We start from the raw sequence: 22,060 nt of genomic DNA on the forward strand, positions 1-22,060 counted from the left end.
AAGAACGAAGACAAATCGAGTAGTTCTATTTTTAATAATGGATATTCTTTAAGATGATACAGTTAAATAAATTTAAATTATTGCCATGTTTGGCAGCAGCCTTTGTGCTAGGGCTGACATCATGCGACCTGGATGAATACAACCCATCTGGCGCAACAGCAAACGAAATCTGGTCTACACCGGAGGGTTTTGTAACAAACGTGAACGCAGCTTATTCAGAGCAGCGCTCCTGGTACGGTAAGGAAGACGGTATTTTTATGTCGGAGGCTGGCACTGATTTGTGGTTCAACCGCGATAAAAATACATATGCCGGTCAGTTAACGCAGTATGCAGGTCTTAATAGCTTGCAGGGCAACCCCAACAGGGCTGCCTGGAATTTACTCTGGCCAGCTATAAACCTTTGTAATGCTGGTATCAACCGGATTGATAATGCTGGTTTTGTTAACCAAGATGAGAAAAACAAACGCCTAGGTGAGCTGCGGTTTCTGAGGGCCTTTTATTACTGGCACGTGGTGGAGACTTGGGGGGGCGTAATGCTTCGTACCGAGGAAACCCAGGGTCCCATGTTAACTGCAACCAGAAGCCCTGTAGAGGCTTTCTACGAACTCATAATCGAAGACCTGAAATTCGCAGAGACACATCTGCCTGTGCAAAGTGGTTGGGGTAATGAGTATAGCCGGGCCAGTAAAAAATCGGCAAAAGGATTTCTGGCCAGAGCATACCTAACAAGGGCGGCTTATGCTACAGGCGGTGACAAAGAGACGTACCTGAGGCTGGCAGCTGAAAAGGCGAAAGAAGTAATAGACAATAAGGCGGCTCTTGAAGTAGACTTATATGCAACTTATGCGCAAATGTGGGATCCTAGGAACAACAAACGCAATAAGGAGGCATTATACGTGGTAAGTAACTCTGCTTCCAATCCGGGTTTAAATTACGATCCCAGCGGAAACAGGCTTTATCATGTTTTTCAAGCTCGTTATAATGGTCTTCCTGGACTGGAGCTGGACTTAAACTATGGCTTCGACAACAACAGGCGATTAATGCCTACACTGGCTTTCCTAGATATGTTTAATGAAACATTAGATGCACGTTATCAAGCATCTTTTCAGGAAGCATGGATTGCGAATAAGAACTTTACCTGGACAGCAGCCACAGCGGATACTTATTTCAAAGATCCAAGTGTAGTAGGGCAGCAGATCAGAGCTGGTATCGATACGGCCCTCTATGTCACTAAAAAACAACTGACAGGAGAAAGACTAAAACCATATGTAGCTGTTGACAGAGACAGTGTTTACTTGTCAGACAACACCATTCGAAACGGTAACTTATATGTAAACTTTAAAAAATTCCAAGATCCGGATCGTGAATCTGCTAATACACAGTCTGGTTTTAAAGACGTAATCGTGATGCGCCTGGCAGAGATGTACCTGATTGCAGCAGAAGCAGAACTCGGATTAGGAAACCCTCAGGGGGCAGCCGATTATATAAATGTGCTGCGTACAAGAGCAGCTCTACCTGGTAAAGTGGCCGAAATGCAGGTTTCATCTGACATGATAACCTTAGACTTTATTTTGGATGAGCGTGCTCGTGAGTTAGGTGGTGAACACCTGCGTTGGTTCGACCTGAAGCGCACCGGCAAACTGGTTGAGCGTGTAAGAAGACTGAACCCAGACATTACCCAAATCCAGGATCATCATGTGCTCCGCCCTATCCGTCAGGAAGAGCTTAATGCGCTGTTAAATGGCGAAGAGTTCGGACAGAATCCTGGCTACAATTAAACTTTAATTTTTAGCTCGCTTACAAGAAAGGCACCCAATAGGGTGCCTTTCTTGTTTTTGCGGAAAAAAGTCTTCTGTTTATTTTTTCGTTAGCTTCCTACGAGATTATGTACTTTTCCCTTCTGTCCTTCTGGAAGAATTTTATAGACGGGCGGCAATAGCAGTTGCTAAGACTAAGTTTGCATAGTTGCTGTTTACCTCTTAATCAAGCTGAAGCTATTGCATAGCTGGCTTTCTTGTTCTTTTTGTCTTGATACAAAAAGAACAAGAAAGCCAAGACCCGCCAAACTCGCTGAACGCTCGAACAGTGCCGGCTCATTTAGTGCACTTGGCAAAAGTATTCGCTCTGTTGGTACCTGCCGCAATACATTAAGTTAAGTTAGCTTTAGGTAAAATTATTCTAATGATTTTTGTCTTTCAGAGGCTTTTTGATTTTTTCGAATCAAGGGTCGAAAGAATTATTCCCTCAGTCATTCACCGAAAATCTATCAAACCATCAAGCCATTTAGTGATCAGCAACTAATAAAAAATCAATTCTTCAAATGATTTTTGCCTCCCAGAGGTGAAAATGTCTTAAGTGGACTTTGGCCGGTGGCGTTAAACTACCTCTGCTTTCAGGTACTGTCGCTTGTACTCCAGTGGCGTGGTGCCCATCACCTTTTTAAAGTGCCTGTAAAAGTTCGATACATTGTTAAACCCGCACGAAAAGCAGATGACTTCCGTTGATTGTTTGTCTTCTATTAAGGCGCGGCAGGCATGGCTGATCCGTATTTCCGTCAGAAAATCATTGTACGTCTTCTTGGTCATTATTTTGAAATAACGGCAAAAAGAGGTTACACTGAGGTTGGCGACGGAGGCAATCTCCATCAGGCTGATGTCTTTGTTGAAATGGGAGAGCGTGTAGGAGCAGACTTTGTTGAGCCGCTCCGTTTCGAGTTCGTTCGATTTGTAGAATGCATGCGCCGAGGTAATGTTCTCTACCTCATCGGTTTCGGCAAGCACTTTTAAAATAGAGAGCAGCACGATCAGGCGGTCCAGGCTTTTCGCTTCCACGGCCTGTTGCATGAGTTGCGCCAGCTTGTCTTTTGCCTCTCCCTTTACAACAAGGCCTTTTTTCGCCCGCTCAAACAGCTTCGGCAGCAGGTAGGCCTCTGGCAAGTTTAAAATGTCGCGACCCAGGCAGTCGGGCAGAAACTGGATAACAATAGCCTCAACTTCCAGTTCGGAGCCGTCTTTGAAGTATGCTTCGCGGCAACGCCAGGTATGCGGCAGGTTCTCGCCCAGGAGAATAATTTCGCCGGCCGAAAAATTATCTACCTGATCGCCTATAAACCGGACTCCTTCGCCTTTTATAACATAGTGCAATTCGAGCTCAGGATGGTAATGCCATACCGTGCCAAAGTTTGGTTGCCTGTTATGCCTGATGCTGAAGGAGCTTTGCAGCCCTACGGGTACTTTATGGAAATGGGGTTTCATGGTATGCTGGACGCTGGTTTTAAGGGGTAACATATGCTGGAACTGCCTTTGCCAGTAGAGGCAGTCAAGGTGATGCGATTTACAACCTAAGGCATTTAAGATGGAAATATGCTCTAGAAGGCCATTTTCATTAGCATAATTCACAAATGCTTCGCGGGCTACATAACAAAGGCTTCCTTCACACATCATACGCCTCACATGCCCCTGCTACAGGCCTGATATCGCTTTTCAGCTACCTGGTTCTGCTAGGGTAGCAGTGGCAGAAAGACGCATTCTGCTAGCAGCTGCTTATTATTATGCAAACGCCTCTTTTTTGTACTTATTTTGCTTTAGCTGCACTAGCTTTGTTTCTGCTGCAAGAAATCAGCCTTTATCTTAAAAAATATCGCTTAGGTAAACATAGCATAATATTTATTCTTTGGATTACGCTCAACAAAACACTATCTAAGGACAATGCGCTATATAGTGTTTGGTTATTTTATGCTAAGATACTATAATTATAAGAAAATAAAGCATAGCATCGGCACACTTATTCTGAGTAATTTTAACCTATTAACTTAAAGGTAAATATCCCTCGAAGCTTCTCTTGCATCCGAAAAATTTAGCGAAAAGCAGTTGGCTTTAAGAAGCTCTATAAAAAGCTTGTAGACGGAACGAAGGCGCTGCGCAGGCAGGGATCAAAAGAGATTGTTTTGTTAATAATATAACAAACGTTAATTAATTGAATATCAGAGGCACCAGTAACAGGGATCTCGAAAAATACATACAAGCATGACAATGGATAATAAGCAATTGAGCAACAGATTAATTGGTTCAAGACCTAAAATTGGCATTCGCCCGGTAATAGATGGCCGCTTAGGTGGTATTCGGGAGTCGCTAGAAGAAACAACGATGGGCATGGCCCAAAACGTGGCCCGCTTCTTTGAAGAAAATTTAAGACACCCTGATGGAGCAGCTGTAGAGTGCGTAATTGCCGATAGCTGCATAGGAGGGGTGGCAGAAGCTGCCCTGGCTGCCGATAAATTTGAAAAAAGTGGGGTAGGCGTTTCACTTACCGTTACGCCCTGCTGGTGCTATGGTACCGAAACCATTGATATGAACCCTTACACGCCAAAAGCGATCTGGGGCTTTAACGGTACCGAGCGTCCGGGTGCTGTTTACCTGGCTGCCGCCCTTGCCGGACATAACCAGAAAGGTTTGCCTGCCTTCAGCATCTACGGCAAAGATGTGCAGGATATCACCGATAGCAGCATTCCAGCCGATGTGCAGGGTAAGCTGTTGCGCTTTGCCAAAGCAGGCTTGGCCGTTGCTACCATGCGCGGTAAATCTTATCTTTCTATAGGCTCTGTGTCGATGGGTATTGCCGGTTCTATTGTAGATGCCGGTTTCTTTGAAGGCTACCTGGGCATGCGCACCGAGTATGTAGATTCTACTGAAGTGCTACGCCGCATTGAGCGCAATATTTTTGACCAGGAAGAGTTTGAGAAAGCCATTGCCTGGACCCGCGAAAACTGCAAAGAAGGTACCGACTATAACCCGGAAGGCAAGCAGCGCAGCCGCGAAGAAAAAGACGGCGACTGGGAGTTTGTAGTGAAAATGACACTCATTATCCGCGACCTGATGATCGGAAACCCGAAACTGAAGGAAATGGGATTTGGCGAAGAGGCACACGGGCATAATGCCATTGCTTCCGGTTTCCAGGGGCAGCGCCAGTGGACAGATCACTTGCCGAACGGCGATTTTTCTGAGGCTATCCTCAACTCTTCTTTCGACTGGAACGGCATCCGTCAGGCTTTTATCGTAGCCACCGAAAACGATTCTTTGAACGGCGTAGCCATGCTGTTTGGCCACCTGCTTACCGATACAGCCCAGATTTTTGCCGACGTACGCACCTATTGGAGCCCGGAAGCGGTGAAGAGAACAACCGGTTACGAACTGCAAGGAATAGCCAAAGATGGTTTCCTGCACCTGATCAACTCCGGCTCCTGCACCCTCGATGGCACCGGCCAACAAACCCGTGACGGAGAACCCGTTATGAAGCCTTTCTGGGAAATTTCTGAAGAAGAAGCAAAAAAATGCCTCGATGCCACCACCTGGTACCCTGGCACACTGGAGTATTTCAGAGGAGGAGGCTACTCTTCTAACTTCCTTACCAAAGGCAAAATGCCAGTTACCATGTCGCGTGTAAATATCATAAAAGGTTTAGGCCCGGTACTGCAGATCGCAGAAGGCTGGACCATTGACCTGCCTGAGCACGTGCACCACCACATCGACCAGCGCACCGACAAAACCTGGCCTACCACCTGGTTTGTGCCAAACTTAACTGGTACAGGTGCTTTTCGTGATGTATACTCTGTTATGAACAACTGGGGTTCTAACCACGGGGTAGTAAGCTACGGCCACGTAGGCGCCGACCTTATTACACTGGCTTCTATGCTGCGTATTCCGGTTTGTATGCACAACGTGCCCGAAGAAAAAATATTCCGTCCAAGCGCCTGGTCTGCTTTCGGTATGGATGCCGAAGGAGCCGACTACAGAGCCTGCCAAACCTACGGAACACTGTACTAATTTTGAGTTTTGAATGGGTGGAGGAGTGAATGTTGACTTTGGAAATTTGAAGATTTAGAAATTTTTAAATCTTCAAGTTTCCAAATCACACCTTCTCATTCCAAATCAAGAAGCCACTCATCCATTCACTCACTCAAAATTAAATATTCACTCAATCATTCATTCAAAATTCAAAATTAGCAATAATGAAAACTGGAACATTGCCATCACCTTTACGCGGAATTATTCCTCCTTTAGTTACTCCTTTGTTGGATAACGATACACTGGATGTAGAAGGGCTGGAACGACTAATCGAACATATTCTGGCAGGTGGTGCGCATGGCTTGTTTGTGTTGGGTACTACAGGCGAAGCGCCGAACCTAAGTTATAGCCTGCGCCATGAGCTGGTGCAGCGTACTTGTACTCAGGTGGCCGGCCGTGTGCCGGTGCTGGTAGGTATTACCGATACAGCAGTTTCTGAAAGTTTACGCCTGGCCCAAACGGCTGCGGAGGCAGGTGCCGCGGCTGTGGTATCGGCGCCGCCTTATTACTACACGCCTAGCCAGGCCGAACTGGTAACGTATTACAACTATGTGGCCGACCGGGTTTCTTTGCCGTTGTTCCTGTATAACATGCCATCGCATACCAAAGTGTCGTTTGAACCGGCTACGGTAAAAGCACTTTCGGCTCACCCAAATATTGTAGGCCTCAAAGACAGCTCCGGTAACTCGGTGTACTTCCAGATGCTTTGTAACATCATGCGCGATAAACCGGAGTTTTCGCTGCTGGTTGGCCCCGAAGAAATTACCGCTGAGGTAGTGCTGATGGGTGGCCATGGTGGTGTAAACGGTGGTGCCAATATTTTCCCGCATCTGTATGTGGAGTTATATGAGGCTGCTCAGAACAGAAACTTCGAGCAAATCAGTATCTTGCAGCAGCAAGTGCTTAACATTAGTTCCCGTTTATACACCGTGAGCAAGTGTGGCACCAGCTACCTGAAGGGTGTAAAGGCTGCTCTCTCCGTTCTGGGTATCTGCAACGATTTTCTGGCTGAGCCACACCAGCGTTTCCAGGGAGCCGAAAAAGAAACGATTAAAAATCATTTAGAAGAAATTAAAAGCACCATGCAGCGTGTAAATACCGTCAGCCTATGAATCTTCCCCTCATAGATTTAATTGTTATTATCGCTTACATGGCAGGTGTCGTGCTGTTCGGTTGTTCCTTTTACTTCCGCAGAAGCTCCCCTGACGATTACACGGTAGGTGGTGGAAAAATGCCTGCCTGGACAGTAGGTATGTCTATTTTCGCCACTTTCGTGAGTAGTATCAGCTTCCTGGCTTTGCCAGGAAATGCCTATATGAGCAATTGGAATGGATTTGTGTTTAGCTTATCCATTCCGATAGCTTCTCTTATTGCCATTAAATTTTTTGTGCCGCTCTACCGGAGCATCAACAGCCCTTCGGCTTATTATTACCTCGAAACCCGCTTTGGTGCCTGGGCACGCATTTATGCCTCTGTTTGTTACCTGCTAACCCAGCTAGCGCGCATGGGAGCCATCATGTATTTGCTGGCTCTGCCCATGAATGCTTTATTTGGCTGGAGCATTCCGCTTATTATTATTGTAACAGGTGTTTGCGTGCTGCTGTACTCCATGATGGGTGGTATAGAGGCTGTTATCTGGACCGATGCCATTCAGGGAATTATACTTATAGCAGGTGCGCTGGCTTGCCTGGGAACGCTCATGTTTACCATGCCGGAAGGGCCGGGGCAGCTTTTCGAGATTGCAGCCGCCAACGATAAGTTCAGCCTCGGTAGTTTTGGTACCAGTGTTTCGGCCCCCACGTTCTGGGTAATTCTGGTATACGGCCTGTTTATTAACCTGCAGAATTATGGCATAGACCAGAACTACGTACAACGCTACATGAGCGCCAAATCAGAGAAAGAGGCTGTTAAGTCTACCTGGATGGGGAGCATGCTGTACGTGCCTGTGTCGCTGATGTTCTTTTTTATTGGCACTGCCCTGTTTGCTTATTACCAGGCGCAACCTGAACTGTTGCCCGATGCCCTCCGCCAGGAAGGCATGGCCGATAAGGTTTTCCCACATTTTATTGTAAATGGTTTGCCGGCTGGTATAACCGGCTTGTTGATAGCCTCTATTTTCGCTGCTGGTATGAGTACGGTTTCTACCAGTATCAACAGCTCTGCCACTGTTATTCTTACCGATTACTACAAACGCTTTTTCAATAAGAATACTACCATGCGGCAATCGATGCGTGTGCTGTACATTGCTTCTTTTGTAATGGGAATTTTTAGTATTGTCGTATCGCTGGCCATGATGCAGGTAAAAAGCGCATTAGATGCCTGGTGGGCACTTTCTTCTATTTTTAGTGGCGGTATGCTGGGCCTGTTCTTGTTAGGCTTTGTATCGCAAAAAGTGCAGAGCTTCGATGCAGCCATGGGCGTGATAGCCGGAATTCTGGTTATTTGCTGGGTAAGCCTTTCGCCGGTTTATTTTACAGATGGGGTGTGGGTGCAGTTTAAAAGCACCTTGCACACAAACCTGGCTATTGTAGTTGGCACCACTGCTATCTTTCTGGTGGGTTTTGCCGTTGCCGGAATCTTTGGGCGTAACACAGGCAAAACGGCTCAAAAAGGCTCTACTGTTTACCCAAAAGATAAAGTAAAAAGATAACGAACAATTATAAGCTTTTTAAGCGCTATTCGTTGAATAGAAGCCTAGGAATACTTATCTTAAGCATATAAAAACTGCGCAGTATGTTTTCTGCGTCAGCTATCTCCTTAGAACATAGCTTTCTGAATAAAAGTGAATCATGCACAGGGTTCCAGCATCTCAGAAATAGCACTAAATTAAATAATATCAGTTTTATGAATAGGATATCGCAAACGTTTTGTGTCGCATTAGGATGCCTTTTGCTATCAGGCGCGCCAGCTATGTCGCAGCAGAAAAGCCTGGTAAACACCAGCACCAGCTCGCATGCCAAATTAAGTGGTGTGGATATGAATGCCGTCACCTGGACACAGGGTTTTTGGGCTGATCGTTTTAAAATGGCGAAAGAAACTGCGGTGCCGAACTTGTGGGGCATTTACAATGATCCGGAGGTATCGCATGCCTTCCGGAATTTTGAGATTGCAGCAGGCATGGCCGAGGGCGAGCATAAAGGCCCTTCTTTCCACGACGGTGATTTTTACAAGGTGCTGGAGTCTATGGCAGCTACTTATGCCATCACCAAAGATCCTAAGATCGATCAGGAGATGGATCGCGCTATTGCCGTAATTGCGAAGGTGCAGCAGGAGGATGGTTACATCTACACGCCGGCCATCATTCAGAAAAATAAAAATAAAGGTGCTGGCTCTGCCTTTCAGGACAAAGTGAATTTTGAGGCTTACAACCTGGGCCACCTCATGACGGCTGCCTGCGTGCATTATCGTGCCACCGGCAAAACCTCGTTGCTAAACGTAGCTAAAAAAGCAACTGACTTTCTGTACAACTACTACAAAGCTGCTTCTCCGGAGCTGTCGCGCAATGCCATTTGCCCATCGCATTACATGGGTACGGTAGAAATGTACCGTACTACCAACGATCCTAAATACCTGGAGCTGGCGCAGAACCTAGTCAATATTCATGGCACCACCAACGATGGCACCGACGATAACCAGGACCGCATCCCACTCCGGAAGCAGACAAAAGCTATGGGCCATGCTGTTAGAGCGAGCTACCTATATGCCGGTGTTGCCGATGTATATGCCGAAACCGGAGACAAATCACTGATGTCGGTGCTCAACCTGATGTGGGATGATGTGGTGAACCGCAAAATGTACATTACTGGTGGTTTAGGCTCCCTGTATGATGGCACTTCTCCGGATGGTACTTCTTACGACCCGAAAGATGTGCAGAAAATACACCAGGCTTTTGGCCGCGACTACCAGTTGCCAAACCATACGGCACACAACGAGACCTGCGCCAACATTGGTAATGTGCTCTGGAACTACCGCATGCTCAAATTATCTGGCGACGCAAAGTACGCCGATGTTATGGAGCTCGCACTTTATAACAGTGTGTTATCTGGCATCAGCCTGAAAGGAACAGAGTTCTTATACACAAACCCGCTTGCACAATCGGATGAGTTGCCATTTAAGCAGCGCTGGTCTAAAGATCGTGTAGGTTATATTGCCCTCTCTAACTGCTGCCCTCCTAATGTGGTGCGTACATTGGCGGAGGTGCATAACTATGCCTACAGTGTTTCTGATAAGGGCGTGTGGTTTAACCTGTACGGTGGCAGTAAACTGGCTACTAAGCTGAAAAACGGCTCAGACGTAAAACTGACGCAGGAAACCAACTACCCCTGGGATGGCAACATAAAAATTACGCTGGACCAGGTGCCTAAAAAGAAGCAGGAATTCTCTATGTTCCTGCGCATACCAGCTTGGGCTGAGGGTGCCAAACTGATGGTAAACGGAAAAGCACATAACGCCAAATTAACTGCCGGCGAATATGCCGAAGTAAGCGGTAAGTGGGCCAAAGGCGACAAAATTGAACTGGTATTGCCTATGGAGGCCAAACTGATCGAGTCGAATCCGCTGGTGGAAGAAACCCGCAACCAGGTAGCCGTAAAACGCGGGCCGGTAGTGTATTGCCTCGAGTCGGTAGACATGCCGAAAGGTCAATCTGTGTTCAATGTAACACTGCCTGCCGACATCAACTTTACGCCAAAACTCATCAAGATCGAGAACAGCGACATTATGAGCTTAGAAGGAAATGCCAAGCTAATAAAAAATCAGGATTGGGATAACCAACTGTATAGAGAGGTCGCAACAGAGAATCAGACAGTACAGGTACGGCTAGTGCCTTATTATGCCTGGGGTAACCGGGGACATAACGAAATGTCGGTTTGGTTGCCTTTAAGCAGGTAAAATAAAGGAGTGAAAGAGTGGTTTAGTGGCTGAGTGAGTAGTTTGTATTCACTCAGCCACTAAACCACTCTTTTTTTAAGAATCAATAATCAATTCGAACAAGTTTCCAGCGTACTGCTGATATCCTGAAACTATGAAATTACAAAATCTGAAAAACTGCCTCCTAACAGGAATTGCAGCCTTTACCATTCATGCAGCCAATGCCCAGCAACTCGCTTTTCCGGGTGCGGAGGGCTTTGGCAAATACGCTACCGGAGGCAGAGGTGGCCAGGTAGTAGAAGTCACCACCCTAAACGACGATGGACCCGGCAGTTTCCGGCAAGCTTTTAACGAATATCCAGGCGAACCAATTACAATTGTGTTTAAGGTGGGCGGTGTCATTGAATTACAATCTGAAATAAGAGTAAAACGCTCCAACATTACAATAGCCGGTCAGACCGCTCCCGGAGATGGCGTCGTGCTAAAAGGTCACTCGTTTTCGATAAATGGAGCCAGGGCCAAAAGCCAGGGAGGCAACCACGGCAATATAATCATTCGGTACCTGCGTTCGCGCCCGGGCCACGGTACCGGCAAGGATGTGCTGTACGGGTTCAACATGGAAAATTGCCAAAACGTAATCATCGACCACTGCTCCTTCAGCTGGGCCAATGAGGAAATTGCCGCGATGTACGATACCAAAAATACCACTGTGCAATGGTCCATTGTAAGCGAAGGTCTCCATGATGCAGGCCATCATAAAGGCTTACGCTCTTATGGCGGTGTATGGGGCGGCCAAAATGCCTCCTTTCACCACAACCTGATTGCTCACCTCTACAGCCGTACCATCCGGTTCAACGGGGCCAGGGCACACGACACGCTGGCTGTGGTAGATTATCGCAACAATGTAGTCTACAATTGGGGTAACCAGAATGGTGCCTACGGTGGCGAAGTAGAAATACCCGGAGGAAAGTCGCAGATTAACATGGTAAACAACTTTTATAAACCAGGACCTGCCAAACCTGAATCGTTGAAGTTTGTGCAGGCTTATTACACACCTGAAAAGGCAAAAGGAGTAGGAGAGTGGTATGTAGCCGGCAATATTATGGATGGAAATGCCGCCATCACAAAAGATAACTGGAAAGCTGTTGATATGGAAAGAGTGCCTGAAAAGAGCAGAGTGCAGGCTAAATCAGCTAAGGCATTCCCTATAAGTGCGGCACTGCCGGAACAGTCTGCTGCCGATGCCTACAAAGCTGTTTTGGCAGATGCAGGCGCTACCTTACCTGTGCGCGATGCCGTAGATAAGCGGGTGATAGAAGAAACCCGCAAGGGCACCGCCAGTGGCAAAGGGGCTAAGGGTATAGCTGGCATAATCGACTCTCCCGCACAAGTAGGAGGTTACCCTACTTACAAAGCAGCTACAGCACCCATAGACACCGATAAAGATGGTATGCCCGATGACTGGGAACGCAAATATGGCCTCAACCCCAATGACCCCTCCGACAGAAACGGCGACCTGAACGGCAACGGCTACACCAACCTGGAAGAATACCTGAACGGAACCGTACCGACCAAGCAAAAAGCCAAACGCTAGCGCCAGCTACATGTTGTGCCGAAAAACAGGCATGGCTTTATAAAGAAGCAAATGCGAAAAGGCCAAGAGGTAAGATTTTTGTAAGTCTTACCTCTTGTGTTTTATGGCCTGTGTCAACTTAGACAACGTCACTATTGGCATTCTGAAAGGATCTTGTGGGCGAGAGCCTAAAGCAATGGCTACAGGCTTAGAAGTCTAAGTTCTAATAACTGCTTTTACTGCTGTGACCCTCGCTAGTGCGAGCTTGTAGCTCGTACTTTCATTCCAACGGTTTAACTTTTTAACGTGGGCGAGATTTGTTAGCAATGGCTACTGACTTTTAGCCCAAATTCGCATAGTATCTGTTACTGCTGTGACCTCGGCGTGAAATTGTTTCATTGCTGAAGTTCTTGTTCTTTTTGTCTTGATACAAAAAGAACCAAAAAAATCAAGAAAATAAAAACTCGCTGAACGCTCAGACAGTTTATTTTCAATCGGTGCACTTGGCTAAGGTATTTGCTTTGTTGTTAACTGCCGCAGTACAGTAGAGAGAACAATACTGCACAACTGAAGTTAGAAAAATCCGGAAAGCACTGATGAGGAGGATTAACGTTTACCGGACTTGAAATGCTTGTCAGCAAAATTCAGGTACTGCATCCAGTCAAATTCTGTTACATCGTGTTTGCCGGTGCGGATGTGGTAACCTATACGGCCTTGAACGGACTGATTTAATGGCGGAAATTCTGCTGCAGGCAAGCCTTCTGTGCCTAAAAAACGGTATACTGGATCAGCTGCTTTGGCTGCCAGAAATTCCCCGTAAGGGTCAGCGCCTCTGTCTTCTTCGGCACTGGCAATATAAAGTGGACGTGGGGCAATCAGGGCCATTACCATGTGCTGGTCGAAAGGGAGGGCCTCTTCGTTTTTGTTGTACTTCTTAAAGTTAGCAGCAAACCAATGCGGGTTGCCACGGGTAAGCCGCTCCACATCTTCGCCGTATTTGCGTTTTGAGAGGGCCGCACCGCCACCTCCAGATTCGTTGCTGATGACCATGGCAAAACGCTCGTCGCGGGCTCCCGCCCACAAAGCAGCTTTGCCCATCCTGGAGAAGCCGAACAGCATTACCTTTTTCGCATTTACCTGCGGGTCTGTTTCCAGGTAATCGAGCGCGCGGCTCAGGCCCCAGGCCCAGGCGGCCATGGTGCTGAAATTGTCGTTTCGGTTTTGCAGCTCCGGGTAAAGCGCCCGAACCGCATCTTTCACATTGTCTTTTTTGTCAGGGGCAATGTCGTTGGCAAAAACTGTGGCTACACCGTAACCCCGCTCCAGAATCATTTCAATTGGCCAGCGGCTGGCTGTAGCTCCTCTAGATTTTTCTGTAGACACATCGTTCACCACACCAGCACCGCCACCCCACACCCAGTTTGGCGATAGCTTAATGGCCGGATCGGTATGCACTGCATGATTTCCTTGGAAATTAAGGCCTAGAAATATCGGCACTTTTCCCTTTACCTGGTTAGGCAGGTACAGCAGGATATCCATCTTCGGACCGTCTGGCTCACCTGTGAAGTATACCGTAATTTGCTTGCGGGTTGCCTTGCCTCCAAGCGCCTGCGCATCCTGCTCAAATACCTGAAACGTCATGTGTTCCGGCTTGCCGGGTGAGCGGCCATACATCTCCTGCTCGAACAGCTCCAGCATTTCCGCTCGCCGTTTTTTCTTCCACTGCCTGGCATTTTTCACAGGAGTACCGTCTTCCATAACCAGCGGATCAGGTAGGGTATACGGATGCACCTTCTCCTCCTCAAAGTTCTGAGCAACAGCAGGGAGCATGGCAAAAATGGCAACTACTAATAAGAAGAACTTTTTAAGAGGCATGAAGCAAGTTAAGTTTAGCTTTTCCGAGGCCTGTGGAAGCTGTTTAAAGGAGCACCTTGAAAATTACCGAAAGCAAAGCCTACGGTTTAAAAAGGATTATTACCTCCGGAAGGCCCTTTTCATTAGAATAATTTATGCTTAGACCAGAGAATGCTGGTGTTGCTTAGAACATACCTAACTGCAAGGTGCTCTGGCTATAATGGAAGAACTGCCGCTACGCCAGTCCTTCTACCTTTTTTCTATATTCAATCAAATCTTTGATGCTGACCAGCTTCAGGTGGAGCCTGTCGGCAATTTGTCGGAGTTCGGGTAGCCTGGCCATGGAGCCATCCTGGCTAAGTACTTCTACCAGCACACCAGAAGGTTTGAAACCTGCCAGGCGGGCAAAATCTACGGTTGCCTCCGTATGTCCGGGACGAGCCAACACACCACCACTCCGGCTTTTAAGCGGGAAAATATGACCTGGCGAACCTAGTTCTTCGGGCTTTGTGTTTGGGTCGATGAGCGCTTTAATTGTTTTGGATCGATCGGAGGCAGAGATGCCGGTGGTACAGCCATGGCCTATGAGGTCAACGGAAATGGTAAAGGCCGTTTCGTGTGAGGACGTGTTGTTTTCAACCATCATCGGCAGTTCCAGCTCCTGGCAACGCTCTTCGGTAAGCGATACGCAAATAAGGCCACGACCTTCCCTGGCCATGAAATTTACCAGCGATGGCGTAATGCACTCCGAAGCGCAAATCATGTCGCCTTCATTCTCACGATCTTCGTCGTCTACTACAATTATTATTTTACCGTCGCGGATGTCGGCAATGGCTTCTTCAATAGTATTTAAAGTAATATTTCCAGTGTCTGTTTTATCCTGGCCCATTTTATTGGATTTTATGTCTTACAAATCTAAGCTGGCACCGGTAGCTGGTGCACAACTGTAAATGTAAAACAAAATCAGCATCCTCCCGCAATTTTGTAGTGTAGAGGTGCTGTTGGAGAGGGTAAGGTTTCTTGTCTTCAATACTGTATCAAGGCTGGCAGCAATAAATAGAGCGCAAATGCCAGGGGCATTTATTGACGATTTTTTGTTAGAGAAAGAGGCCCCCTTTGAAGAGCGTTCAGCGAGTGGGGGGACAGGCCCAACGGTATCAATTTAAAGTATTTGAATTGGCATCCCGAGCGTAGCCGAGGGAACTATTAGGTAAAAACGATACGAAATAGATTCTTCGACAAGCTCAGAATGACCTTCTTTAGTAGTCTTAACCTGACATTTATAGGCTAGATACAAAAAGAACAAAGACTCCAGCAATAAGATAACTTCACTTGGCTGTCGCTGCACTAACGGGTACTATGCGAACGTAGACTTCTAAGCCTGAAACCATCGCTTTAGGCTCTCGCCCACAAGATCCTTTCAGGATGACATATCAAGGAGATGGGAAGGGAGCAACAACCATAAATTATTCTAATGAAAATGGCCTTCCAGAGGCAAATTTACCTCAGGAAGGCCAAGGGAAGTTCAGGGCTACGCCTATAACCTAAACCGACAATTCTGCTTTTGCAGTTACACTACTGCCTACCGCTACTTGCCAGCCTTCGTAATCACTTTTCACTTGCTGCACCTGCTCACCGGGTCTGGTTACGGCTTTGTCTTGGTTCAGGGTTTTCAGGTGATAAATATCTTTGTATACGCCTGCTTTGAGGCCAGCCAGGTAGGCAGCACCCAGAGCAGAGATGTCGGGCATGCGTTGTACGGCAACCGGTTTTTCGAGGAGGTCGGAGAGGAACTGCAGCACAAACTTGTTAGAGGTGAGGCCGCCGTTAACATTCAGCTCCTGCAGCGCAATGCCAGTATCCTGCTCCATTGCCGTAATTACATCTTTTATCTGGTATGGAATCGACTCTAGTGCCGCCCGCACAAGATGGTTTTTGTTACAGCCAAAGGTAAGGCCGGTAATAGACGCTTTGCGGCTCATGTCCCAGTGCGGGGCACCCAAACCGCTGAAGGCAGGCACCAGGTAAACGCCGTTGTTATTGGCTACGGCACGCGCCATAGCTTCTGTTTCTTTGCTATCGGATATCAGCCCGATTTCATTTTTGAGCCACTCAATAGTGGCACCACAGGTCACGATCACACCTTCCAGGGCATAGTCTACGCGCTCTTCAGTGCTCCAGCAAATGGTAGTTACCATGCCTCTTTCGGAGTCCTGCGCTTTCTCCCCAATGTTCATGATAATGGAAGAGCCTGTACCCATAGTGGCCTTTGCCGTACCCGGCGAAAAGCAGCCTTCGCCAAAAGCAGCAGCATGCGAATCGCCGATCATGCTGGTGATCTGAATCGGCTGTGGAAACAGGCCCTTAAAATCAGAAGCGGCAAAAAGGTACGACGATGGCTTCGGCTCCGGCAGGTTCAGGCGCGACAGGTTAAATACATCTAACAGCTCCTGGTCCCATTTCAGCTCAGCTAAGTTAAAAAACAGCGTACGCGAAGCGTTGGTGTAGTCGGTGAGGTAGCTTTGGCCTTTGGTGAGTTTGTAGAGCAACCAAGTGTCGATGGTGCCGAAATAAGCTGTGCCAGCGTCTACGGCCTCTCGCACCTTTACTTCGTTTTCGTAAAGCCAGATCAGTTTAGAGCCGGAAAAATAAGGGTCTATAATCAGGCCTGTTTTGGCTTTTATCAGTGGCTCCAGCTGCTCTTCTTTCAGTCGCTCACAAACCCCTACTGAGCGTTTGCACTGCCACACCACCGCATTATAGAGCGGTTTTCCGGCTTCATCCCAGACCACAAAGGTTTCCCGCTGGTTCGATATGCCGCAGGCTTGGATGTTGCTCAAATTACCACCCGAAGCTGTAAACTCTTGCAGACACTTCTCCACAGAGGTCAGCACATTGCGGAAAATTTCCTCCGGGTCCTGCTCCACATGCGCTCCTTTATACTTCGAAGCCAGCGGTTCCGATGCTCTGGCAACAGCTGTTCCGGCTTCGTCGAAAATAATGGTTTTGGTGCTGCTGGTGCCCTGGTCTACCGCCAGGATATACTTTTTATTCATAAGAATGCTATGAGAATACAAGTTTAAAAACGTTGAATTGGCGCTACGTGAGCAGGTTTACACCGCTGGTGCGAGCTTGTAGCTCGTACCTTCTATCAATTTGATTTTAAAAAGGTGAGGGGTAATAATTAATTACCTCCTATAATCCGTTTTATAAAATAATAGGATGAGACAGTACGAGCTACAAGCTCGCACTAGCGCACTCGCCTCAGAATACATTTTGCAAGATTTATTCTGATACTGGTAGCTTACAGCTTACTTCCTTTCTATTCACCTTTTGCATTTGCTTTATCGATAATTACGGCGAGGAGTATAACAAAACCTTTCACCACCTGCTGCCAGAACGGCGACACGTCGAGCAGTACGAGGCCGTTGTTCAGTACTCCAATAATAATAGCACCGAGTACTGTCCCCATAATCGTGCCTCTGCCACCAGATAGCGAGGTGCCACCAATTACAACTGCTGCAATAGCATCGAGTTCGTAGCTGATACCGGCATTGGGTTGTGCAGAATCCAAGCGAGACGTTACAATAAGTCCACCAATGGCAGCAAGTGCGCCAGCAATAGAGTATACAATAATTTTAATTCGGTTAATGTTGATGCCGGAGAGGCGGGCGGCGCTTTCGTTACCGCCAATGGCGTAGATGTAGCGGCCAAGCCTTGTTTTTTTTGTTACAATAACGGCCACCAGTACAATAATACCTGAAATCCAGACAGGCAACGGTATACCCAAAAACCAGCCGGTGCCAAGGTAAGAGAAGGTTTCGCCTAGGTTAGAGATCGGGAAGCCTTCGGTCCAGAGCATAGTGAGGCCGCGTGCTATGGTAAGCATGGCCAGGGTAGCTACAAAGGGTGGTACTTTAAATTTGGTAATTGTCCAGCCGTTAAAAGCGCCCAGGGCAGTGCCGGTTAGCATGCCGGCCAGAATAGCTCCCAAAACAGTAAACCCAACAAACATGTCTATAGCCGGAAACTCCAGCCCGAACTTAAGCAGGCCAGCCGTAATGGCACCGCAAAGCGCCAGAATAGAACCCACCGACAAATCGATACCAGCTGTGAGTACCACCAGCGTCATGCCCACCGAAATACAGATGTTCACAGAAATTTGCCGCATCACGTTCCAGCCATTGGCTACGGTAAAAAACTTGTCCGACAGCAGCCCGATAACAAGGCAAAGTATAAACAGCGCGATCAGCGACTGAAACTTGACCAGGTGTTGTTTGTACTGGGCTGCACCTGCGGAGGCTTTTGCAGAGGAAGAACCTTTTTTCTCCTTCTTCTCTTCCATGTATACTTCTGGACTCATAATGGCTTCGTTAAATAGTTTTTGGAATGGCCGCTTTCAGGATGCTGTCCTCGGTGGCTTCATCTACAGGCAACTCGGCTGTCAGGCTGCCTTCTGCCATCACCAGTATGCGGTCGGAGAGGGCCAGTATTTCGGGCAACTCCGACGACACGACAATAATGCCCAAACCGGCATCGGCCAGAGCTTGTATCAGTTTATAAATTTCGTTTTTGGCGTTGATGTCGATGCCTCGTGTGGGTTCGTCGAGAAGGAGCACCTTAGGTTTTGTAGCGAGCCATTTGGCAATTACAATTTTTTGCTGGTTACCGCCGCTCAGATTTTTGGCTGCCTGTGCACTGGAAGAGGTTTTGATGCGTAGTTCCTCAATGTACTTATCAGCCAGGTTGCATTCTTTGCTGTCGTTTAGCATGCCCATGTCTTCCATGCTCTCCAGGGTGGTGAGGCAGATATTCGTTTTTACGTCCAGCCCCAGCACCAGCCCATCTTTTTTACGATCTTCGGGTACCAGCGCAATACCGGATTTAATAGCGTAGGCCGGCGACTTAAAGTGCACCTCCTGTTGCTCTACGCACATGCGGCCGGTAATCTGCTTGCCATGCAACCCAAAAATGGTCTCCAGGAGCTCTGTTCTGCCAGCGCCCATCAGCCCGAAAATTCCGACAATTTCGCCCCGGCCCAGGCTAAACGATACGTTCTTGAGCAGGTTCTCCTGTGGTCGGGCAGGGTGTTTCAGGCAGAGATTCTCCACTTTGAGCACCTCCTGCTTTTGCTTGCAGCACGGGGTTTTGCGCATGAGGGTAATGCCGCGGCCTACCATTTTCTGAATAATGCGGTCGTGAGTCATGCCGGCCATCTCGCCCGACTCTATGGTTTTCCCGTCGCGGAGCACAATGTAGCGGTCGGCAATTTTAAAAAGTTCGTCCAGCTTATGCGAGATGTATACAATGGCTTTGTTTTCGCGTCGTAGGTCGTTAATGATTTCAAAGAGCACCTCTACCTCACTCTCGCTGATAGCAGAAGTAGGTTCGTCCATAATAATAACTTCGGAATCGAGGAGCAGGGCTTTGGCTATTTCTACTACCTGCTGTTGCCCTACCTTTAGCTCATGTACCAGTGTGTCGGGGTCTACTTCGAGCTTGAGTTTGCGCAGCAGCTTTTCGGTTTGCTGGCGCATGGCTTTGGCATCGAGGGTGCCCCAAGCGGTTTCCAGTTCGCGGCCCAGAAAAATATTTTCGGTAATGCTGAGGTAAGGGATCAGGTTAAGCTCCTGGTGAATAATGGCAATACCAGACTCCTGCGCCTCACGCGGGTTGGAGAAGCTCACGGTGTTGCCTTTGTACACAATGCGGCCTTCGTAGTCGGGGTACACGCCAGAAAGTATTTTCATGAGCGTAGACTTACCGGCACCGTTCTCGCCTATAATAGCGGTTACTTTTCCGAAATGAAGCTCCATGTTCACCTGGTCCAGTGCCACCACACCGGAAAAGCGTTTCGTTATGTTTTCTGCTATTAGCACAATGTAGGTTGAATTAGAAGTTTGTTTTTAATAGGATATAAGACACAGGACGCAAGACACAGGACGCAAGACACAGGACGCAAGACACAGGACGCAAGACACAGGATTTTTTGAATTTAGAAGTTCTGTAAGCATGGGATATGTCTGTTTTCTATTTCAGAAGTAAGCTTGAGAAAACCCGTCAGCATTGGCATGAGCGGGATGCGTGCTAGCGCCAGCCGGGTAATTTCTAATTTGGCGAAGCGCCGGCCATTTCCAGCGACACCGGCATTACCTCTATTTCGTCGAGGCGCAGGTGCTCCTGGTTTAGTTCAATAGCGCCCACAAACTGCACGTGCTGCCCTTTCTTAGCATTGGCCCTGAAAGGAGGAATCACCTCTGTTCTAATTTTTTTGTTTATTTCTTCCGATACACTGTTCAGGTGCATGGTGCTGGTAAAGTCTGTCAGGTCGATCAGGCCTTGCGCATCTCGTACGGCATTGCCGTACACAAATTCAGTTTCTAATTTAACTGGCTGTTGCCCCTCTTCTGACGCTGCCACCACCGTTACTGTATTTTCGCCTACCGCTGTTATTTCACCTTCGCCTTTAATCAAAAAGTACCGGATGTTTCCTATGCCGAGGGCGTGCGAGTGGCTGGCAAAAGCTGCTGCTTTGTCTGCTTTTAGTTGAGCGATAAGGGAATTTATTTCTACAGCCTGGTCTAAGCCGGGTGTGAGTTTGGTGTTCCAGAACTCATTGGCATAGGTGGCGGCATCAAACTGATCTGATGCCGGAGATGCTTTTACTTCGCTCAGGCTCTTAAAGTAGACGGAGTTATAGGCCAGCACCAGTGCTACCAGCAGCATAATGCCATATTTAATGCTCTTCTTCATCTTCTTCTATTTTATAGCGGCCAGGTAGTCTTTCACATTGTCCTGCTTCACGAGCTCCACGGCCACCGGCATTTTCTGTGGAAAATCGCGTTTACCTTTGAAATACTCATCGGCATAGGTAGCGGCTGTCTGCGCCATTACCACCGGATACTGCATGCCCGTAGCTGCTATTTTGCCGTCGTTTATAGATATAATGACATCGTCGGCACCATCAAACCCAAACACCTGCACCCTGTCGGCTATGCCCGCTGCCACTACAGCCTGGTAAGCACCCATGGCCATGGCATCGTTGCCGCAGAACACGGCGTCTATATCAGGGTGGGCCTGCAGCACCGATTCCAGCACTTCCATAGCCTTGTTGCGGTCAAAATCTGCACTTTGCTGAGCCACCATTTTCAGATCCGGGTAATTATCTACTACGCTATGAAAGCCTTTGGAGCGGCTCCAGGTGTTGTTGTCGCCGACCAGGCCCAGAATTTCTACATACTTACCCTTTTTGTTCATTTTCTTAACAAAATACTTGCCCATGGCTACGCAGCCAGAGTAGCTATCGGAGAGAATTTGCGAAGTGGCGGCTTCTGTGGAGTTTACTTCGCGGTCCATACAAAACACCGGAACATCGGCAGCTTTGGCCTTCATCACATTTGATATGGAGCCGTCGGCATCGGTGGGGTTAAACAGAATAGCGTCGTAACCAGAGGCAAGCGCATTTTCGAAATGATCTGCTTCCAGGGCCGTATTGTTTTGCGAGTCGAAGATCTTGGCTTCGTAGCCCAGTTCTCTAGCCTGCGCTGCTGCACTTTCGCCCAGCACCACAAACCAGGGGTTGTTGAGCGTTGAGATGATAACAGCCACTTTTTTGGGCTCATCTGCATCGGTTTTGCCGGAGCAGCCTGCCAACAGCAGTACCCCAAACAGCAGGAGCAGCACCGGTATTTTAGTTAAGTATCCTGACATAGCGAAATTTCTGGTTTTACACTCCTCTTGTTATTTTGCTCTCTTTTACTCTTTGAATAAGTAAGGCTAAGGATATTGTGTTAGTACCCTTGAACTAACATTTGTTTAAAATAAAACATAAAAAAGAAGCTTGCAAATATTTACATATAAATAATGTTTTTATTTTTAAATAATTTTGGTAGGAGGATTTCTATTTGTATTAGGATGTACA

13 protein-coding genes and 1 pseudogene are annotated in these 22,060 nt (G+C 47.6%); 6 read left to right on the forward strand and 8 right to left on the reverse strand.

Annotated elements, in window-relative coordinates; translation table 11 throughout:
* The first annotated feature begins 53 nt into the window (after positions 1 to 53).
* A complete protein-coding gene (locus ACMA1I_RS15130; RefSeq protein WP_337069222.1) occupies positions 54 to 1,778 on the forward strand; it encodes a RagB/SusD family nutrient uptake outer membrane protein in 1,725 nt (574 codons plus the stop codon).
* A gap of 597 nt (positions 1,779 to 2,375) precedes the next feature.
* Here ACMA1I_RS15130 and ACMA1I_RS15135 read toward each other — a convergent pair.
* Positions 2,376 to 3,254, reverse strand: coding sequence for an AraC family transcriptional regulator (locus ACMA1I_RS15135; RefSeq protein WP_337069223.1), 879 nt, complete (start codon positions 3,252 to 3,254; stop codon positions 2,376 to 2,378).
* Between the two features lie 771 nt (positions 3,255 to 4,025).
* Between ACMA1I_RS15135 and ACMA1I_RS15140 the strand changes: the two genes are divergently transcribed.
* From ACMA1I_RS15140 to ACMA1I_RS15160, 5 genes are all read left to right on the forward strand, one after another.
* A complete protein-coding gene (locus ACMA1I_RS15140; protein ID WP_337069224.1) occupies positions 4,026 to 5,822 on the forward strand; it encodes an L-fucose isomerase in 1,797 nt (598 codons plus the stop codon).
* 185 nt (positions 5,823 to 6,007) lie between these two features.
* The gene (locus ACMA1I_RS15145) at positions 6,008 to 6,955 is read left to right on the forward strand and encodes a dihydrodipicolinate synthase family protein (RefSeq protein WP_337069225.1); all 948 of its coding nucleotides are present in this window, start codon (positions 6,008 to 6,010) and stop codon (positions 6,953 to 6,955) included.
* Positions 6,952 to 8,493, forward strand: coding sequence for a sodium:solute symporter (locus tag ACMA1I_RS15150; protein ID WP_337069226.1), 1,542 nt, complete (start codon positions 6,952 to 6,954; stop codon positions 8,491 to 8,493). The genes ACMA1I_RS15145 and ACMA1I_RS15150 overlap by 4 nt, the downstream gene beginning before the upstream one ends.
* Positions 8,494 to 8,687: 194 nt before the next feature.
* Complete coding sequence (locus tag ACMA1I_RS15155) at positions 8,688 to 10,733, forward strand: glycoside hydrolase family 127 protein (RefSeq protein ID WP_337069228.1); 2,046 nt, start codon at positions 8,688 to 8,690, stop codon at positions 10,731 to 10,733.
* 133 nt (positions 10,734 to 10,866) lie between these two features.
* Entirely contained in the window at positions 10,867 to 12,306 is a 1,440-nt protein-coding gene (locus ACMA1I_RS15160; RefSeq protein WP_337069229.1) for a pectate lyase, read from the forward strand.
* A gap of 585 nt (positions 12,307 to 12,891) precedes the next feature.
* On the opposite strand, the gene ACMA1I_RS15165 is transcribed toward ACMA1I_RS15160, so the two are convergent.
* The 7 genes and pseudogenes from ACMA1I_RS15165 to ACMA1I_RS15195 all read right to left on the reverse strand — a co-directional run bounded on the left by ACMA1I_RS15165 (position 12,892) and on the right by ACMA1I_RS15195 (position 21,849).
* On the reverse strand, positions 12,892 to 14,160 hold the full coding sequence (locus tag ACMA1I_RS15165; protein WP_337069230.1) for an acetylxylan esterase: 1,269 nt from the start codon (positions 14,158 to 14,160) through the stop codon (positions 12,892 to 12,894).
* 220 nt (positions 14,161 to 14,380) lie between these two features.
* Positions 14,381 to 15,028 (reverse strand): annotated as a pseudogene (gene ribB, locus ACMA1I_RS15170) (3,4-dihydroxy-2-butanone-4-phosphate synthase); the annotation flags it as partial.
* A gap of 655 nt (positions 15,029 to 15,683) precedes the next feature.
* Entirely contained in the window at positions 15,684 to 17,195 is a 1,512-nt protein-coding gene (locus ACMA1I_RS15175; protein ID WP_337069231.1) for a glycerol kinase GlpK, read from the reverse strand.
* Between the two features lie 266 nt (positions 17,196 to 17,461).
* Complete coding sequence (locus ACMA1I_RS15180) at positions 17,462 to 18,502, reverse strand: ABC transporter permease subunit (RefSeq protein WP_337069232.1); 1,041 nt, start codon at positions 18,500 to 18,502, stop codon at positions 17,462 to 17,464.
* A gap of 10 nt (positions 18,503 to 18,512) precedes the next feature.
* Entirely contained in the window at positions 18,513 to 20,018 is a 1,506-nt protein-coding gene (locus ACMA1I_RS15185) for a sugar ABC transporter ATP-binding protein (RefSeq protein ID WP_337069233.1), read from the reverse strand.
* 229 nt (positions 20,019 to 20,247) lie between these two features.
* The gene (locus tag ACMA1I_RS15190) at positions 20,248 to 20,892 is read right to left on the reverse strand and encodes a DUF2291 domain-containing protein (protein ID WP_337069234.1); all 645 of its coding nucleotides are present in this window, start codon (positions 20,890 to 20,892) and stop codon (positions 20,248 to 20,250) included.
* Between the two features lie 6 nt (positions 20,893 to 20,898).
* Positions 20,899 to 21,849: a D-ribose ABC transporter substrate-binding protein gene (locus tag ACMA1I_RS15195; protein ID WP_337069235.1), complete on the reverse strand. Its 951-nt coding sequence runs from the start codon at positions 21,847 to 21,849 to the stop codon at positions 20,899 to 20,901.
* Between the last annotated feature and the right edge of the window lie 211 nt (positions 21,850 to 22,060).

It is taken from the genome of Pontibacter sp. 13R65, from assembly GCF_047525655.1.
In the GTDB taxonomy this organism is placed as follows: Bacteria; Bacteroidota; Bacteroidia; order Cytophagales; family Hymenobacteraceae; genus Pontibacter.

What these genes read in the sequence shown, in the direction of transcription:
- ACMA1I_RS15135 (WP_337069223.1), bottom strand. Translation starts at nt 3,254, where the DNA reads ATGAAACCCCATTTCCATAAAGTACCCGTAGGGCTGCAAAGCTCCTTC.
- ACMA1I_RS15195 (WP_337069235.1), bottom strand. Translation starts at nt 21,849, where the DNA reads ATGTCAGGATACTTAACTAAAATACCGGTGCTGCTCCTGCTGTTTGGG.
- ACMA1I_RS15175 (WP_337069231.1), bottom strand. Translation starts at nt 17,195, where the DNA reads ATGAATAAAAAGTATATCCTGGCGGTAGACCAGGGCACCAGCAGCACC.
- ACMA1I_RS15180 (WP_337069232.1), bottom strand. Translation starts at nt 18,502, where the DNA reads ATGAGTCCAGAAGTATACATGGAAGAGAAGAAGGAGAAAAAAGGTTCT.
- ACMA1I_RS15145 (WP_337069225.1), top strand. Translation starts at nt 6,008, where the DNA reads ATGAAAACTGGAACATTGCCATCACCTTTACGCGGAATTATTCCTCCT.
- ACMA1I_RS15140 (WP_337069224.1), top strand. Translation starts at nt 4,026, where the DNA reads ATGACAATGGATAATAAGCAATTGAGCAACAGATTAATTGGTTCAAGA.
- ACMA1I_RS15190 (WP_337069234.1), bottom strand. Translation starts at nt 20,892, where the DNA reads ATGAAGAAGAGCATTAAATATGGCATTATGCTGCTGGTAGCACTGGTG.
- ACMA1I_RS15150 (WP_337069226.1), top strand. Translation starts at nt 6,952, where the DNA reads ATGAATCTTCCCCTCATAGATTTAATTGTTATTATCGCTTACATGGCA.
- ACMA1I_RS15155 (WP_337069228.1), top strand. Translation starts at nt 8,688, where the DNA reads ATGAATAGGATATCGCAAACGTTTTGTGTCGCATTAGGATGCCTTTTG.
- ACMA1I_RS15160 (WP_337069229.1), top strand. Translation starts at nt 10,867, where the DNA reads ATGAAATTACAAAATCTGAAAAACTGCCTCCTAACAGGAATTGCAGCC.
- ACMA1I_RS15165 (WP_337069230.1), bottom strand. Translation starts at nt 14,160, where the DNA reads ATGCCTCTTAAAAAGTTCTTCTTATTAGTAGTTGCCATTTTTGCCATG.
- ACMA1I_RS15130 (WP_337069222.1), top strand. Translation starts at nt 54, where the DNA reads ATGATACAGTTAAATAAATTTAAATTATTGCCATGTTTGGCAGCAGCC.